The sequence below is a fragment of the Streptomyces sp. 4F14 genome (assembly GCF_048159485.1).
GTDB lineage: Bacteria > Actinomycetota > Actinomycetes > Streptomycetales > Streptomycetaceae > Streptomyces.
This window is the reverse complement of record NZ_JBLRVY010000003.1, coordinates 87,164-102,693: the sequence shown is the minus strand read 5'-3', so window position 1 is coordinate 102,693 and position 15,530 is coordinate 87,164. Positions and strand designations below refer to the sequence as shown.

Genomic DNA, 15,530 nt, shown 5'->3' with positions numbered 1-15,530 from the left:
CCTTCGCCGGTCGCGGCCCTTCGGTCTCTCACACCCCCAGCTGGAGCCCCTCGCCGGCCTCCTCGACCATGGCGAGGCCGAGTCTGCTGACCCGCACGGAGAACGGTTCGCCCGCGACGCGCAGCCCGCTGAGGCCGATCTCCCCGAGGGGTGCGCTGTGCACGGGGCGCAGGGTGACCGTCCTGGCCGGGGCGTCGGGGCGGATGCCCGCGAGGGTGGTCAGCAGCAGGATCCCGGCGGCCGCCGAGGTGGCGGCGGGACGGCAGGCGGCCGGGTGCGGAACGGGAGCGCTCCCGTCGGTGCGCCGCTCGCCCGCGTACATCTCGGGCAGCCGGTACCCGAACGCCTCCGCTGCCCCGAGGACGCCCTTCAGGAGCGCGCCCGCCTCCTTCTCGTACCCGGCGGCGGCCAGGCCCGCCACGGCGAGCGCGGTCTCGTGGACCCGTACGGCGCCGCCCCGGTGGCCGAAGGGGTTGTAGCCCGCCTCCTTGGCGCCGAGCCCGCGCAGTCCCCAGCCGGAGTCCAGTGCCGGGCCGCCGAGCAGGCGGGCGAGATGCTCGGTCTGCACCCGGTCGAGGAGTCCGGTGGCGAGTTCGCCGCCGCCCAGCAGCCCGGTGTCCAGGAGGTGGACGGCGTTCGCGCCGAGGTGCGCGACGGGGCGGCCGTCCGGCAGGCGTGCGGCGATCGGCCGGCCGCCGCCGAGGTCGTCGGCCCAGAACTCCTCGCGGAACGCCGCCCGCAGTCCGCGCGCCCACACCCGCAGTGGCTCGCCGCCCGGTCTGCCGCAGTCGTCGAGGAGGTCGGCGCCGAGGAGGGCCGCGCGGTGCGCGTGTGCCTGGGTCTCGCAGCGGGCGGGGCCCGCGGGCTGCGGGTCGCACAGGTACGTGCCCGTCCCGACGGTGGTCCGCAACCAGGTCAGGCAGCGTTCCGCCGTCGGCAGCAGCTCCGCGACCTCCACCTCGGGCAGGCCCCAGCGGCGGGCCTCCGCGAGGAGCGCGGGGAACAGGAGCGTGGCCTCCGTGCCCGTGCACGCGGGCGGCAGGTGAGCGCCCGCGTTCCGCTGGGGGCCGGGGACGAGGCCGTCGGGGCGCTGGGTGCGGGCGAGGATGCGCAGGGTGCCCGCCGCGAGCCCGGTGCCGAGGGGCAGTGTCATGCGGGCGGCGGCCAGCGCGTCGGCCGGGGCGAGGCCGCAGCGCCAAGGCGCACCGGCCGCGAGGTGGGTGTCGGTGGGGTGGGCCGGGTCGCGGACCAGGAGCGCTTGGAGGTCCTCGACGCCGGTCCGCAGCAGCGGGCCCACACGCGGGTCGTCGCCCCGGGCGCTCGCGGGTGCCAGGGGGTTCGTCGCCGAGCGGCCCACGGCCCGCATCGGGCCGCTCCCGTCCAGCCTGACCTTGAGTTCGACGACCGCGCTGCCGCCCGGCGGGATGTCCAGGTCCCAGCGCAGCAGGCCGGCGGAGGCCAGGGCGTCGGAGGGCGGTGGGTCCGCGGTGACGGTGGAGGAGCCCGGCGGGCCGGACCAGCGCAGGCCCGCGTCGTGGACGCTGGCGGGCAGTTCGGGCGCGGTCGCGCCGGCCGCGATCGCACCCAGGTCCGCGAGGTCCGTCCCGAGGGACACCTCGACCGGGAGGCGCAGTGCGCGCGGGGCGTAGCTGTGCAGGGTGATCCGCTCCGTGCCGTCGGCGCTGCGGCTGCGCTCGACGACGAGGTCCGGGTCCGGGCCGCCCTGCGGTGAGAGGCGCAGGGTGCCGACGAAGCGGACCTCGTCGGCGGCCGTCATCCGGGCCTGTGTCCCGAGCGGTTCCCGTCCGGCCACGCGCACCTGGCAGCGGGACAGCAGGCGCCGGCCCGCCCGGTAGAACCCCTCCAGGCCGTGTCCGGTGAGCTGTCCCTCCGGCGGGGAGACGGCGAGCCCCGGCAGGGCGACGCAGATCATCGCCGTGTGGACGGGCGGGAGGCCGGTGGGGCGGGGTGCCGGGCGGCGACCCTGGTCAGGCAGCGGGGGCCGGGTCGGGTCAGGCCGCGCCCCGTCGGCCGGTCCACGGGGCGTCCGCCCCAAGAGCCGCTCGGGGATCTCGTCGCGGCCCGGCGGCGGGGGCCCGCCGTGGGCGGAGGGCGGGGTCGGTTGATGCATGCGGTGACTTCTTCTGCTCTCTGTACGCCACGGGCGGGTGCCGCACCGAGGGTCGGCCCCGGCGGGACAAGGGCGGTACGGCAGCACGGGCCGCGCGGCCGTACCGCCACTCAGGTGAACGGGGCGAGGCTCCCCCGAGTCACGCCCCACACCCCAAGGCCCCTCCGAATGGCGGTGCGTACGGCGTCCGCCGAGAGGCCGCCAAGACGCTTCGCCCGGCTGACGTCCGCCGAGAGGCCACCGGTCCTCTGCCGGGCGCCTGCCAGGGACCCATCCCGGCACGCCTGCTGCCCGACGCCCAGTGGAGACCCACCGCGACACGCCTGCTGTCCAACGCCCACCGGAGACCCACCCCGCCACGTCCGCCGGCCGACGCCTGCCGGAGACCCGCGACGGCACGCCCCCTGCCCAACGTCCGCCGGAGGCCCACCACGACACACCCTCCGGCCGACGCCCTCCGGAAGCCCCGGGAAGCATGCCCCGCTGCCCGCGCCCACCCCAGGACCACCGAGGCGCACCACCCTGCCGCCCCCCGGCCGGAGGACCTCCAGATCCGCCACCCCGGCCCACCGCGACGACCTCCGCTCACAGGCCTCCGATCCACCGCACCAGCCCCGCAGCCTCGGCCCCCGCCGAAGGACCATCGCCCACCCCCGTCGAAAGACCACCGCCCCGCTTCACCACCCCCACGCCCGCCCAAGCCCTCTCGCCCACACCGCCACTCGTCGACCCACCCCGCACTCACTCCGCCCCGACCCCCTCGTCCCCGCCGGACACCGTCTCCTCCTCGGGCGCGCTCCGCTGCCGCACAACCCGCTTGCTCTGCGAGGGCGGACGCGTCCCGTCCTTGTCCCTGGCCTTCGCCGATGACCGTGTGCGAGGAGGCCGCCGCCCGTCCGCTCCCGACTCGGCAGACGTGCCGCTCCTGGTCCGAGCCCGGCGCCGAGGAGCCTGAACCGGCTCGCCGGTCCTAGATGCCGCCTCCGTGCTCTCGGCGTTCTCCGCGTTCTCCGCCGCATCCTCGGACAGCCGCCCCTCACGCTCCGACCGCAGGCACCGCCGGACCGCCTCCGGATCGAGCCCTTCGTTGCACGCCTGGTGCAGGAGCGCAGCGAAGAGGTACTCGGGGTCGGCGCCCAGTGCCATCGCGAGGGCCTCGCGCGCTTCGAGTCCGTCCCCGAGGGACCAGGCGACCCAGCCGGCCAGGGCTAGGGGAGCGGCGGCGTACTCGCTGTACGAGCGGACGCAGCGGCGGGCCAGGGCACGCCACAGGCGCAGCGCGGGGAGCGCCTCGTCGCCCTCCATCCACTCGGCGGCGCGGTCGCGGGTCGTGCGGTCCTGGAGCCCGAGGATCAGCAGGGCCGCCTCGTCCTTGTCGATCAGCGCGTCGTCCTGGCGGTCGGACAGGAGCGGGCCGACGATCGCGGGGGCCTCGGCGAGGCGTCGTACCAAAAGGCCGGCCAGGGCGATCGTCTCGTCGGCGATCCGGGCACTCTGGCCGTCGACGATGCGGGGGACGATCTTCTGGGCGGCCCGGTCCAGCGCCTCCTCCTGTTCCCGGACGTCGCCGGTCTCCCAGGGGAGCAGCCGGATCCTGAAGTCCCGCAGGGTGCCCCGGACCTGGAGCCCGGCGTAGGTCGCGGCGGCGGCGAGGACGGACGTGCCGGGCAGGGTCATCGGGATCCCGTCCTCCGGGCAGCAGCCGTCGCCGCTGCAGCAGTAGGACCAGAAGCGTCCGCCGGAGACGCAGAGGGCCTCGATGACGGGGATGTCGAGGTCCCCGCACTGGGTGCGCAGGTGGTGGGCGAGGGGTTGCAGCCGTTCCATGACCTCGCGGGGTGTCTCGCCGGGCTCCGGCTCCTGGCAGAGGTAGGCGACCATCTGCTCGGGCCGCGCCCCTCGGCGTTCCGCTCCCTTGACCAGTCCTTCGGCGAAGTATCCGGCCGCTTCCTTCCAACTGGCGGGATTCCTGGGAATGCTCAGGGCGCCTCGGGGTCCGAAGTGACTCTGCCCGTCCTGCTCGCACAGGGTCACCAGGACCATGCTGTCCTCGGGCCGGTAGCCGAGCAGGTAGGGGACGGCGTCCGCGAGTTCGGCCGGGGTCTTGAGGGTGTACCTGTGGGGTCCGGAGCCGAACGGCACCGCACTGTCGTTCGTTCCGCTGCCGATGGGTTCAGGCGTTTCGCTGTGATTCGTCATGCCGTGACGATCTCGCGAATCGCGAATCCCCGCCGACCCTGTGGATAACTCCCGGCAGGGACACGACATATCCCGCTCCGGGTACCGTCAACTCCCCTCCTCCGAACGCCTTCGACTCCCCCTCGCCGACAAGCCCCCGAGGCCCCTCCCCCTCCGCTCACCGCCCGCATTGTCAGTCCCGTCCTGTTGTATGGACGCATGCAGCACACCAGCAACGCGAACCTCCGGACCGAGGCCGACACCGTCCTCGCCCGGCTCGTCGGCGACCCCAGCGGCACGGCCCGGCTGCGGGAGGACCAGTGGCGGGCCGTCGAGGCCCTGGTCGCCGAGGGCAGACGCGCGCTGGTGGTGCAGCGCACCGGCTGGGGCAAGTCGGCGGTGTACTTCGTGGCGACGGCCCTGCTGCGGGCCAGAGGCGCGGGCCCGACGGTGATCGTGTCGCCGCTGCTCGCGCTGATGCGCAACCAGGTCGACGCGGCGGCCCGGGCCGGCGTCCGGGCGCGGACGATCAACTCGGCCAACACGGAGGAGTGGGAGTCGGTCCAGGCGGAGATCGCGGAGGGGGTGGTCGACGTCCTGCTGATCAGCCCGGAGCGCCTCAACCACCCGGACTTCCGCGACCGTGTCCTGCCCTCGCTGGCCGCGGCGACGGGCCTGCTCGTGGTCGACGAGGCTCACTGCATCTCCGACTGGGGCCACGACTTCCGCCCGGACTACCGTCGCCTGCGCACGATGCTGGGCGAACTCTCCCCGGGCGTACCGGTCCTGGCGACGACGGCGACGGCCAACGCGCGCGTGACGGCCGATGTCGCCGAGCAGCTCGGCACGGGCGGCGCGTCGGACGCGCTGGTGCTGCGCGGCCCGCTGAACCGGGAGAGCCTGAGCCTGAACGTGCTGCGGCTGCCGGACGCCGCGCACCGCCTGGCCTGGCTCGCCGACCACCTGGACGACCTGCCGGGCTCGGGCATCGTCTACACGCTGACGGTGGCCGCCGCCGAGGAGGTCACCGCGTTCCTGCGGCAGCGCGGGCACGCGGTCGCGTCGTACACGGGCCGGACGGAGAACGCGGAGCGGCAGCAGGCCGAGGAGGACCTGCTCGGCAACAAGGTCAAGGCGCTGATCGCGACGTCCGCCCTGGGGATGGGGTTCGACAAGCCGGATCTCGGGTTCGTCGTGCACCTGGGCTCGCCGTCCTCGCCGATCGCCTACTACCAGCAGGTGGGCCGCGCGGGGCGTGGCGTCGACCACGCGGAGGTGCTGCTGCTGCCGGGCCGGGAGGACGAGGCGATCTGGGCGTACTTCGCCTCGCTCGCGTTCCCCGCCGAGGAGTTGGTGCGCCGCACGCTCGACGTTCTCGCGCACGCTCAGGGGCCGGTGTCGCTGCCGGCGCTGGAGCCGCTGGTGGAGCTGCGGCGCTCGCGCCTGGAGAGCATGCTCAAGGTCCTGGACGTGGACGGGGCGGTCCGGCGCGTGAAGGGCGGCTGGACGGCGACGGGGCAGCCCTGGTCGTACGACGCGGACCGGTATGCGTGGGTGGCCCGCCAGCGGGAGGCCGAGCAGCGGGCGATGCGGGAGTACGGCGCGGCGACGGGCTGCCGGATGGAGTTCCTGCAACGGCAGTTGGACGACGAGACAGCCCGGCCCTGCGGGCGGTGCGACAACTGCGCGGGCGCTCGGTTCACCGCCGACGCGTCGACGGCAGCGCTGGACGCCGCGCGCGTGGACCTCGGCCGGGCGGGCGTGGAGGTGGAGCCGCGCCGGATGTGGCCGACAGGGCTCGCGGCGGTCGGCATGGACCTGAAGGGCCGTATCCCGGCCGGGGAGTTGGCGGCGCCGGGGCGGGCGCTCGGGCGGCTGTCGGACATCGGCTGGGGCAACCGGCTGCGGCCTCTGCTGGCCCCGCAGGCGCCGGACGGGCCGGTGCCGGAGGACGTGGCGAGGGCCGTGGTGGGGGTCCTGGCGGACTGGGCGAAGGGGCCCGGCGGCTGGGCCGGTGGAGCAGCGGACGCGCCCGCGCGCCCGGTCGGCGTGGTGACCCTCCCCTCGCGCACCCGCGCGTCGCTGATCGCCTCGCTGGGCGCGCACATCGCGCAGGTCGGCCGGCTGCCGCTGCTGGGAGCTCTGGAGTACGCGGAGGGCTCCTCCCGGGTCGCCCGCAGCAACAGCGCGCAGCGGCTGAAGGCGCTCGACGGGGCACTGTCCGTGCCGCCCGCGCTGGCCGCCGCGCTCGACGGGGCGCAGGGCCCGGTGCTCCTGGTGGACGACTTCAGCGAGACCGGCTGGACGCTCGCGGTCGCCGCGCGGATGCTGCGCCGCGCGGGCGCGCGGGAGGTGATGCCGCTGGTCCTGGCGCTCCAGGGGTGAACGCGCGCCGGGGGAGGCAGTTCACCGGCAGACGCGGGACCGTACAGGCGCGTCGCCCGTCCTGACCCCGTCGTCAAGCGCGAAACCCGAGGTAGTGATATAAGCCATGTAACGGCACATAACAGTCGGTGATCCCAATTGCTCGTTGCCGCATTCCAGTTCGACCGCAAGAATTGAGGTCCGCTCCCCGCAACGGTTCGCCTGAGGTCAGGCAGAGCTCTGTTTGCGGTGCGTGCCCCCCGAATTCGCCCCGCCCGCTGTGTGGGCCGTAGCCGAAGGGAGGATCGTGACCTTCGGATTCGCGCCGTCCTCGGCGGCATCGCTCTCGACGTCCGCGTCCGCCGCTTCCGCCAGCCGCTTGCTCGAACCCGCGGAATGGGCCGCGGCGGGGATCCCGCTGCTGCGCAACCCGCGCGAGGTCGTGAGCGGGCTGCACGCGCGGCATCGGCCGAGACCGTCGACGGCGATCGTGGCCGTGCTCGATCCGGACGAACGGCTGCGCGCCAGCGCCTCGTTCGTCCGTCGTCCGGCGCCGGCCGACGGCTGGATGTTCCGCAACGCGCTGCTCGCCCAGTTGCGCCGGGTCATCCCGCACGACCTGCGGCGGCGGACGCCGGTGCGCACGGCGGTGCTGCTGTACTGCCGCGACGGCGACGCGCGCTGGACCGAGGAGGACGGCGCGTGGATGTGGGGCCTGCGCGACGCGTGCACGCTGCACGGCCTGCGCTGCGGGGCGTACATCACGCTCACGCGGGACGGCTGGCAGGTGCTGGGCGAGGGCCGGGGCGGCCGTCGGCCCAACTCCGAGTCGCTGCCGGAGCCTTTCGGCCTCTCCGAGGCCCCGCCCCCGCTCCCGCGGACCGGCGGCGCCGTCTCGGACGTCCTGAGGCGCGCGGCGGCCCGCTGAGCGCGCGCCGGGGACGGCGTCGGAAACGGCCGCGACACTGTCGTACGGACGACCCGGCCGCGGCCTCCCGATCGTGTCGGCACGCCGTTACACGGGTACGCCGGAGGGCGCGTGCGCGGTGACCCCCGTTCCGTGCGCACGCGCGGGGCGGGCCCCGCCGGGGTCGGTCAGACCCCGGCGCCGAGCGCCGTGTCGACGTGCTGCGGGTCGCCGCAGACGATCAGCAGGGCGCCCGCCTTGGTGCGGGCCAGCGGCAGGACGGTCGCGGTGGCGTCGTCGGGGCCGCCGTTGACGGCGACCACGACGACAGGGCGCTGGGCGGCGCGGCTCGCGAGGGCGGCGTCCACGTAGAAGACGTCGTCACGCGCGTCGTGCTGGGCCCAGTAGGACGCCTCACCGAACGACAACTCGTGGGCGGACCAAGGGTGTTGGCTGCCGGTCGTGATCACCAGCACGTCGCCGGGGGCGCGGCCCGACTCCAGCAGCAGGTCCACGGCCTCCTCGGCGGCGTCCAGGGCGCCCTCCGCCGAGGCCGGGATCGACTGGATCTGGACCGCCGCGGGGGCGGCAGGGGCCGTGTCGCGCGGGGTGCGCTGCGCCGGGGTCGTAGGCCGGGGGCCGGGACGACCGGGGCGCGGCGGGGCCGCGGGACGGGGGCCGGGTACGGGACGAGGGGTCTGCGCGCTGCGGCCGCCGGCCGGGGTGACGCGGGGACCCTGGGCACTCTCGTGAATCTGAGGCTCCTCGGGAATGAGAGGCATGAGCTGATTTTTATCAAACGCTGGTGCGACGCGCGCGAGGGGGTGGCACATCAGTGCGAGCGGTCGCGTCAGAAGTCGAAGCCGAGCTGGCCCTCGATCTCCGGAGCGCTTCCGTCCGCCCAGCTGCGGGCCTTCTTCAGGTGCCGCCACTGGGGCAGCCCGTCGAGATAGGCCCACGAAAGCCGGTGGTACGGGGTGGGCCCCCGCTCCTCCAGCGCGGCCTTGTGCACGGGTGAGGGATACCCGGCGTTGTCCGCGAAACCGAAGTCTGCATGGTCGACACCCAGTTCGGCCATCATTTTGTCGCGCTGGACCTTGGCGATCACCGAGGCCGCCGCGACCGCCACGCACGACCGGTCGCCCTTGATGACGGTACGGACCCGCCAGGGCGTGCCGAGGTAGTCGTGCTTGCCGTCGAGGATGACGGCGTCGGGCCGGACCGGGAGGGCCTCCAGGGCGCGGACCGCGGCGAGTCGCAGGGCCGCGGTCATACCCTTCTCGTCGATCTCCTCGGGCGACGCGTGGCCGAGGGCGTACGACGTCACCCACCCTTGGAGCTGCGCGGCGAGCGCGGTGCGGCGCTTGAGGGTGAGGAGTTTCGAGTCGGTGAGGCCCTCGGGGGCCCGGCGCAGTCCGGTGACCGCCGCGCAGACGGTGACGGGTCCGGCCCAGGCTCCCCGGCCCACCTCGTCGACCCCGGCAATGACCTTCGCGCCGGTCGTCGCTCGAAGGGAGCGTTCGACGGTGTGAGTGGGTGGTTCGTACGGCATGGCGGTCTTAGCCTACGCCGCCGCGCCCGGTGCTCGACACCCCGGCCCGGCCGACGGCGCACAGCGACGAAGCCGTTCGCTGCCGCACCGCAATGGGCGTTGCCGGAACCAGGGTTCACGCCCTCGCGTTTACCTGGCCACGGACCGGGTACGGCGTCCGCCGCGCCGCGTTCCCCGGGCCGCCCGGTCGCACACGTGAAGTGAACGGCAACGCGAAACCCGTCGCCGTACGGATGGCGAGGAGCACTCCGCGTACGGCCCTCAGGGGCGCGTGGGCGGGCCGCTCACGCCTCCGTCGACAGCCATCCCGGGAACGCCTCCGTGCGCCGCGTCCACTCCTGCGGCGGTGCCCCCGTGCTCCCCGCCGCGACCACCCCGCCGACGATCGCGCAGGTGGTGTCGACGTCCCCGCCGGCCTGGGCGGTCGTCCAGAACGCGGACGTGTAGTCGCCCAGCGAGCGCGCCGCCGACCAGAGGGCGAAGGGGACGGTGTCGTGGGCGGTGGTGCGGCGTCCGCAGCCGAGGACGGCGGCGACGGTGGCCGGGTCGGAGTAGTCGAGCATGTCGCGCGCCCGCCTCAGGCCCGCGGAGACGGCGCTGCGGGGGACGAGGGCGACGACGCCGTCGAGGAGGGCGTCGGGGGCGGGCGGGCCGCCTGCGGAGGCGGCGAGGGCGGCGGCAGCGGCCACAGCCATGGCGCCGGCGACGGCCTCGCGATGCTGGTGGGTGGGGTAGGCGGAGATCTCGGCCTGGTGGGTGGCCTGCTCGGGGTCGCCGGCGTACCAGGCGCCGAGCGGGGCGATGCGCATGGCCGCGCCGTTGCCCCAGGAGCCCTGGCCGTCGAAGAGCGCGGCGGACAGCTCCCGCCAGTCGCCGCCCTCGCGGACCAGGCGCAGGAGCCGGTTCACGGCCGGGCCGTAGCCGCGGTCGAAGTCGTGGTGCACGGCGAAGGAGCGGGCCAGCGCGTCCTGGTCGACGCGGTGGTGGGCGGCGAGGACGGCGACGACGGAGCAGGCCATCTCCGTGTCGTCGGTCCACTGCCAGTCGCCGGGCGGCAGCTCGCGGCGGGCGAGCAGCGGGTAGTTCTCCGGGACGAAGAACTGGGAGCCCAGCGCGTCGCCCACGGACAGCCCGCGCAGGCTGCGGAGGGCTCGGGTCAGGCGCTCGTCGGTCGAAGGGGCGGGAGGGTCGGAGGGGATGGAAGGGGCGGGAGTCATCGCCGTCACCCTAACCGGTGACGCCGTAGGGCTCCGGGTCCCGCCACCGGGCGAACGGCCGGTCGAGGCTGTACCTGCCGTCATCCCCTAGAACGAGCATCCGCATCTCCGCGTTCCCGGGATTCGACAGGGATTCGAAATCGGCGACGGTCCAGTGGAACCAGCGCATGCAGAACAGCCGCATGGCGAGGCCGTGGGTGACGATCAGGACGTTCGGCGGGTGGTCGGGGTCCTCGAAGCTGCGGAACAGGCTCTCCAGGAAGCCGCCGACGCGGTCGTACACGTCGGCGCCGCTCTCCCCCTGGGCGAAGCGGTAGAAGAAGTGCCCGTAGGCGTCCCGGTACGCCTTCTGGAGGCGTACGTCGTCGCGGTCCTGCCAGTTTCCCCAGTCCTGTTCGCGCAGCCGGGGCTCCTCGCGCACGCGTATGCGCGCGGGGTCGAGGTCGAAGGCGCTCAGGGTCTCGTGGGTGCGCCGGTAGGGGGAGACGTACACGCTGACCTGTTCGTCGCCGAAGATCTCCCGGACCCGCTCCCCGGTGGCCTCCGCCTGTCGCCGGCCCTTGTCGGTGAGGGCCAGCGCGTGGTCGGGCTCGCGTTCGTAGACGGTGTCATCAACATTGCCCGTTGACTCCCCGTGCCGGACAAGAACGATGCGCCGTGGTCGTGCCATGCCGAAACCCTAGATCGAGTCACCCGGTTTCGAGCACTCGTACGGCCCCCGTACGGCGTAGGTCACACAGAACGGGCACCGCGGGCCACTCGCCTACCCCCGCGGCGGCGGCCTCACACCGTCCAGGCGGATTCCATCTCGACGATGTCACCGGTGAGGGCGGCGATGTCGGCCTCGATCTGGGCGCGCAGGGCGAGGCGTTCGATGCGCTCGGTGCGGTACTTGCCGTGCTCGGCCTCGGAGCGCCACATGGACAGGACCATGAACTCGTTGCCGGGCGCCTCGGCGAACAGGCCGCGGATCATGCCGGGCGAGCCGGCCATCGCGGGGTTCCAGACCTTCTCCTGCATCAGCGTGAAGTGCTCGGCGCGCTCCTCGTGGACCCGGGAGAGGGCGACGCGCAGCAGGTCGGCGTCGGTGAAGCGGGGTTCGAAGCCGGTCTTGACGTCGAAGCGGTGGTCGAAGAGCCGCACCTGAGCGTCGCGGAAGGTGCCCACCTGGGACGCGGCGAGCCGGTCGTGGGAGCGGGCCATGAACGAGTCGTAGAAGGCGCGGCTCTCCCAGAAGGCGAAGACATGCGCGACCCCGGGACGGCTCCGGCTCCAGCCGCCCCCCTGTCCGCGGAATCCCGGTTCCCCCAGAAGCCCCGCCCACTTCCGCTGTCCCCGTTCGAAACCTCGGCGGTCCACCACGGTGCAGCGAATCCACTTGACCAGCACCGCGCCATGGTAAGGCCCCGGGACGTGGCGCCGGTCACCCTCGGCCGGGCAGCCGCGCACATGCACGTGGCAGGATGGACAACCGGCCCTGCTGACCGGGCAGTTCGGGGCGCGAACGACAGGGGAGAAGGGGAAGCCTGATGAACGGCCTCATCAAGGGGATCCGCAAGGTGGAGATCTCGGTCAAGTGGGATCCCAGTCCGGCGGGGCAGCCGGCCACCGACCTGGACATAGTCGCCGGGACGTACCTGCAGAGCGATCCGCAGGGCGGGCCCGGTTTCGTCGTGCACTTCGACAGCCGGTCCCCGGACGGCACGATCTACCTCAACCGCGACAGCAAGGACGGCAAGGGTTTCGGCTGGGACGAGGTGATGACGCTCGAACTCGACCGCCTGGACGCGCGCTACGGCCGTGTCGTGGTCGGTGTCGTCATCCAGCAGCGCCCCGACCACCGGACCTTCGTCAGCGTCACCAACCCGAGGTTCCGTATCCGCGAGGGCTACACGGTCCTGGCGGAGGGCGACTTCGGCGAGATCCTCGGCTCCACGGCGGCGACCGTCGCCTCGTTCGTCCGCGATCCCAAGGACGGCTGGGAGTTCCACGACGGCGTCCACGGCTTCGAGGACGACCCCGCCGATTTCACCCGCGTGATGGGCACCCTCCGCCCGTCCTGACGCGCCGCGTACCGCGTACTCCGTACTCCGTACGACGAGGTAAGGGGCGTCGGCCATGGCCGACGCCCCTTACCTCTGGCACCTATCCGTCAGTGCCCGCGTTCACAGGTCAGCTGCATCCGCTGGTCGAGCCGCAGCCCTCGCAGATGTAGCAGGAGCCGGCGCGCTGCATCTTCGTACCGCAGGAGAAGCAGAGCGGGGCGTCGGCCTGGATGCCGAGCTGCATCTCGACCAGTTCGGCGCTGGTGTGGGCCTGCTGGGGGGCGGGCACGGCGACCGGGGCGGCCTTGGGGGCGACGGCCGCCGAGGCCGTCTGGAGCGGCGCCGACTGGGCCAGGCCCTCGACGTCGACGTCTTCCTCGGCCGGTTCGTACGAGCCGGTCTCCAGGTGGCGCTGGCGCTCCTCGGCGGAGTGGATGCCGAGCGCGGAGCGGGTCTCGAAGGGCAGGAAGTCCAGCGCCAGGCGGCGGAAGATGTAGTCGACGATCGACTGGGCCATCCGCACGTCCGGGTCGTCGGTCATACCGGCCGGCTCGAAGCGCATGTTGGTGAACTTCGAGACGTACGTCTCCAGCGGCACGCCGTACTGGAGACCGACGGAGACCGCGATGGAGAAGGCGTCCATCATGCCCGCGAGGGTGGAGCCCTGCTTGGACATCTTCAGGAAGACCTCTCCGAGGCCGTCGTCCGGGTAGGAGTTCGCCGTCATGTAGCCCTCGGCGCCGCCGACCGTGAAGGACGTGGTGATGCCGGGGCGGCCCTTGGGGAGGCGCTTGCGGACCGGGCGGTACTCGATGACCTTCTCGACGGTCTCGCGGATCGCCGCCTCGGCCTTCTCTGTGACCTCGGCCTTCTCGTCCTTGGACGACTTGGTCTTGGCGGAGAGGGGCTGGCCCACCTTGCAGTTGTCGCGGTAGATCGCGAGCGCCTTGACGCCGAGCTTCCACGCCTCGAAGTAGATCTCCTCGACCTCCTCGACGGTCGCCGTCTCCGGCATGTTGACCGTCTTGGAGATGGCGCCCGAGATCCAGGGCTGGATCGCGGCCATCATCCGGACGTGCCCCATCGGGGAGATGGCGCGCTCGCCCATGGCGCAGTCGAAGACCTCGTAGTGCTCGGTCTTGAGGCTGGGGGCGTCGATCACATTGCCGTGCTCGGAGATGTGGGCGACGATCGCCTCGATCTGCTCCTCCTGGTAGCCCAGGCGGCGCAGGGCCTGCGGGACGGTGCCGTTGACGATCTGCATCGAGCCGCCGCCGACCAGCTTCTTGAACTTGACCAGGGCGAGGTCGGGTTCGACGCCGGTGGTGTCGCAGGACATCGCGAGACCGATGGTGCCGGTCGGGGCGAGGACCGACGCCTGGGAGTTACGGAAACCGTTCTGCTTGCCGAGGCGTACGACGTCCTGCCATGCCTCCGTGGCCGCGGCCCAGACCGGGGTGTCCAGGTCGTCCATGGTGACGGCGGCGCCGTTCGCGTCGGCGTGCTGCTTCATGACGCGGTTGTGGGCGTCGGCGTTGCGCGCGTAGCCGTCGTACGGGCCGACGACCGCGGCGAGTTCGGCGGAGCGGCGGTAGGCCGTGCCGGTCATCAGGGAGGTGATGGAGCCGGCGAGGGCGCGGCCGCCGTCGGAGTCGTACGCGTGGCCGGTCGCCATCAGGAGGGCGCCGAGGTTGGCGTAGCCGATGCCGAGCTGGCGGAAGGCGCGGGTGTTCTCGCCGATCTTCTTCGTGGGGAAGTCGGCGAAGCAGATGGAGATGTCCATCGCGGTGATGACGAGTTCGACGACCTGCTGGAAGCGCTCGGTCTCGAAGGACTGGTTGCCCTTGCCGTCGTCCTTGAGGAACTTCATCAGGTTCAGCGAGGCGAGGTTGCAGGACGTGTTGTCCAGGTGCATGTACTCGCTGCACGGGTTCGACGCGGTGATCCGGCCGGACTCGGGGCAGGTGTGCCAGTTGTTGATCACACCGTCGTACTGGATGCCCGGGTCGGCGCAGGCCCAGGCGGCCTCGGCGAGCTTGCGGAACAGGGCCTTCGCGTCGACCGTCTCGATGATCTCGCCGGTCATCCGGGCGCGCAGGCCGAACTCGGTGCCGTTCTCGACGGCCGTCATGAACTCGTCGTTGACGCGGACGCTGTTGTTCGCGTTCTGGTACTGGACCGACGTGATGTCGTCGCCGCCGAGGTCCATGTCGAAGCCCGCGTCGCGCAGGGCGCGGATCTTCTCCTCCTCCTTCACCTTCGTGGCGATGAAGTCCTCGACGTCCGGGTGGTCGACGTCCAGGACGACCATCTTGGCCGCGCGGCGGGTGGCGCCACCGGACTTGATGGTGCCGGCCGAGGCGTCGGCGCCGCGCATGAAGGAGACCGGCCCGGAGGCGTTGCCGCCGGAGGAGAGCAGTTCCTTGGAGGAGCGGATGCGGGAGAGGTTCAGGCCGGCGCCGGAGCCGCCCTTGAAGATCATGCCCTCTTCCTTGTACCAGTCGAGGATCGACTCCATGGAGTCGTCGACGGCCAGGATGAAGCAGGCGGAGACCTGCTGGGGCTGCGGGGTACCGACGTTGAACCAGACGGGGCTGTTGAAGCTGAAGATCTGGTGCAGGAGGGCGTACGCGAGCTCGTGCTCGAAGATCTCCGCGTCGGCGGGCGAGGCGAAGTACTTGTACTCCTCGCCGGCCTTCGTGTACGTCTTCACGATGCGGTCGATCAGCTGCTTGAGGCTGACCTCGCGCTGGGGGGTGCCGACCGCTCCGCGGAAGTATTTGCTGGTGACGATGTTGACCGCGTTCACCGACCAGAAGTCGGGGAACTCGACGCCGCGCTGCTCGAAGTTGACCGAGCCGTCGCGCCAGTTGGTCATGACGACGTCACGGCGCTCCCAGACCACCTCGTCGTACGGATGCACGCCGGGGGTGGTGTGGATGCGCTCGATGCGCAGCCCCTTGGTGGCCTTGGCGCCCTTGGCTCGGGAACCTCGTGCCGGACCGCTCGCCGTCTCTGTCATGCCGCCTCCCTGGTACAGGCAAAAACGCCCGGAAATGCCACGTTGTTCCCGTGACACAGTGTGATTTCTGAAGTTGCGGGCACTTGATGTGCTGCGTCCTGCCGCCCGCAACAG

At 72.7% G+C, this 15,530-nt stretch carries 11 protein-coding genes; 3 read left to right on the top strand and 8 right to left on the bottom strand.

The window, feature by feature from the left end:
- Positions 1–28 precede the first annotated feature (28 nt).
- Both ACLZOT_RS05180 and ACLZOT_RS05175 read right to left on the bottom strand, forming a co-directional pair.
- Positions 29–1,933: a glycogen debranching N-terminal domain-containing protein gene (locus tag ACLZOT_RS05180; RefSeq protein ID WP_416967854.1), complete on the bottom strand. Its 1,905-nt coding sequence runs from the start codon at positions 1,931–1,933 to the stop codon at positions 29–31.
- A 939-nt stretch (positions 1,934–2,872) separates the two neighbouring features.
- Complete coding sequence (locus ACLZOT_RS05175; RefSeq protein ID WP_416967509.1) at positions 2,873–4,330, bottom strand: DUF4192 domain-containing protein; 1,458 nt, start codon at positions 4,328–4,330, stop codon at positions 2,873–2,875.
- Between the two features lie 198 nt (positions 4,331–4,528).
- On the opposite strand from ACLZOT_RS05175, the gene ACLZOT_RS05170 reads away from it, so the two are divergent.
- Both ACLZOT_RS05170 and ACLZOT_RS05165 read left to right on the top strand, forming a co-directional pair.
- Positions 4,529–6,694 (top strand): RecQ family ATP-dependent DNA helicase, encoded by a 2,166-nt coding sequence (locus ACLZOT_RS05170; RefSeq protein WP_416967508.1) that lies wholly within the window; start codon positions 4,529–4,531, stop codon positions 6,692–6,694.
- Positions 6,695–6,980: 286 nt separating this feature from the next.
- Positions 6,981–7,601, top strand: coding sequence for a hypothetical protein (locus tag ACLZOT_RS05165; RefSeq protein ID WP_416967507.1), 621 nt, complete (start codon positions 6,981–6,983; stop codon positions 7,599–7,601).
- Positions 7,602–7,768: 167 nt separating this feature from the next.
- On the opposite strand, the gene ACLZOT_RS05160 is transcribed toward ACLZOT_RS05165, so the two are convergent.
- The 5 genes from ACLZOT_RS05160 to ACLZOT_RS05140 all read right to left on the bottom strand — a co-directional run bounded on the left by ACLZOT_RS05160 (position 7,769) and on the right by ACLZOT_RS05140 (position 11,738).
- On the bottom strand, positions 7,769–8,362 hold the full coding sequence (locus tag ACLZOT_RS05160; protein WP_416967506.1) for a hypothetical protein: 594 nt from the start codon (positions 8,360–8,362) through the stop codon (positions 7,769–7,771).
- Between the two features lie 68 nt (positions 8,363–8,430).
- Complete coding sequence (locus ACLZOT_RS05155; RefSeq protein ID WP_416967505.1) at positions 8,431–9,132, bottom strand: ribonuclease HII; 702 nt, start codon at positions 9,130–9,132, stop codon at positions 8,431–8,433.
- Between the two features lie 284 nt (positions 9,133–9,416).
- Positions 9,417–10,349 carry an ADP-ribosylglycohydrolase family protein gene (locus ACLZOT_RS05150; RefSeq protein ID WP_416967504.1) on the bottom strand — a complete coding sequence of 311 codons (933 nt, stop codon included), beginning with the start codon at positions 10,347–10,349 and terminating at the stop codon, positions 9,417–9,419.
- Positions 10,350–10,359: 10 nt separating this feature from the next.
- Positions 10,360–11,019 carry a histidine phosphatase family protein gene (locus ACLZOT_RS05145; protein WP_416967503.1) on the bottom strand — a complete coding sequence of 220 codons (660 nt, stop codon included), beginning with the start codon at positions 11,017–11,019 and terminating at the stop codon, positions 10,360–10,362.
- 113 nt (positions 11,020–11,132) lie between these two features.
- Positions 11,133–11,738, bottom strand: coding sequence for a YdbC family protein (locus tag ACLZOT_RS05140; RefSeq protein WP_010358919.1), 606 nt, complete (start codon positions 11,736–11,738; stop codon positions 11,133–11,135).
- Between the two features lie 140 nt (positions 11,739–11,878).
- Here ACLZOT_RS05140 and ACLZOT_RS05135 point away from each other — a divergent pair, with 140 nt between their 5' ends.
- Complete coding sequence (locus tag ACLZOT_RS05135; protein WP_416967502.1) at positions 11,879–12,412, top strand: TerD family protein; 534 nt, start codon at positions 11,879–11,881, stop codon at positions 12,410–12,412.
- A 109-nt stretch (positions 12,413–12,521) separates the two neighbouring features.
- On the opposite strand, the gene ACLZOT_RS05130 is transcribed toward ACLZOT_RS05135, so the two are convergent.
- Positions 12,522–15,416, bottom strand: a complete 2,895-nt coding sequence (locus tag ACLZOT_RS05130) for a vitamin B12-dependent ribonucleotide reductase (protein WP_416967501.1) — start codon at positions 15,414–15,416, stop codon at positions 12,522–12,524.
- Positions 15,417–15,530: the final 114 nt, after the last annotated feature.

Bases quoted from the DNA above. Each gene is read 5' to 3' on its own strand.
- ACLZOT_RS05175 (WP_416967509.1), bottom strand. From the start codon at position 4,330: ATGACGAATCACAGCGAAACGCCTGAACCCATCGGCAGCGGAACGAAC.
- ACLZOT_RS05150 (WP_416967504.1), bottom strand. From the start codon at position 10,349: ATGACTCCCGCCCCTTCCATCCCCTCCGACCCTCCCGCCCCTTCGACC.
- ACLZOT_RS05155 (WP_416967505.1), bottom strand. From the start codon at position 9,132: ATGCCGTACGAACCACCCACTCACACCGTCGAACGCTCCCTTCGAGCG.
- ACLZOT_RS05160 (WP_416967506.1), bottom strand. From the start codon at position 8,362: ATGCCTCTCATTCCCGAGGAGCCTCAGATTCACGAGAGTGCCCAGGGT.
- ACLZOT_RS05170 (WP_416967508.1), top strand. From the start codon at position 4,529: ATGCAGCACACCAGCAACGCGAACCTCCGGACCGAGGCCGACACCGTC.
- ACLZOT_RS05130 (WP_416967501.1), bottom strand. From the start codon at position 15,416: ATGACAGAGACGGCGAGCGGTCCGGCACGAGGTTCCCGAGCCAAGGGC.
- ACLZOT_RS05180 (WP_416967854.1), bottom strand. From the start codon at position 1,933: ATGATCTGCGTCGCCCTGCCGGGGCTCGCCGTCTCCCCGCCGGAGGGA.
- ACLZOT_RS05145 (WP_416967503.1), bottom strand. From the start codon at position 11,019: ATGGCACGACCACGGCGCATCGTTCTTGTCCGGCACGGGGAGTCAACG.
- ACLZOT_RS05135 (WP_416967502.1), top strand. From the start codon at position 11,879: ATGAACGGCCTCATCAAGGGGATCCGCAAGGTGGAGATCTCGGTCAAG.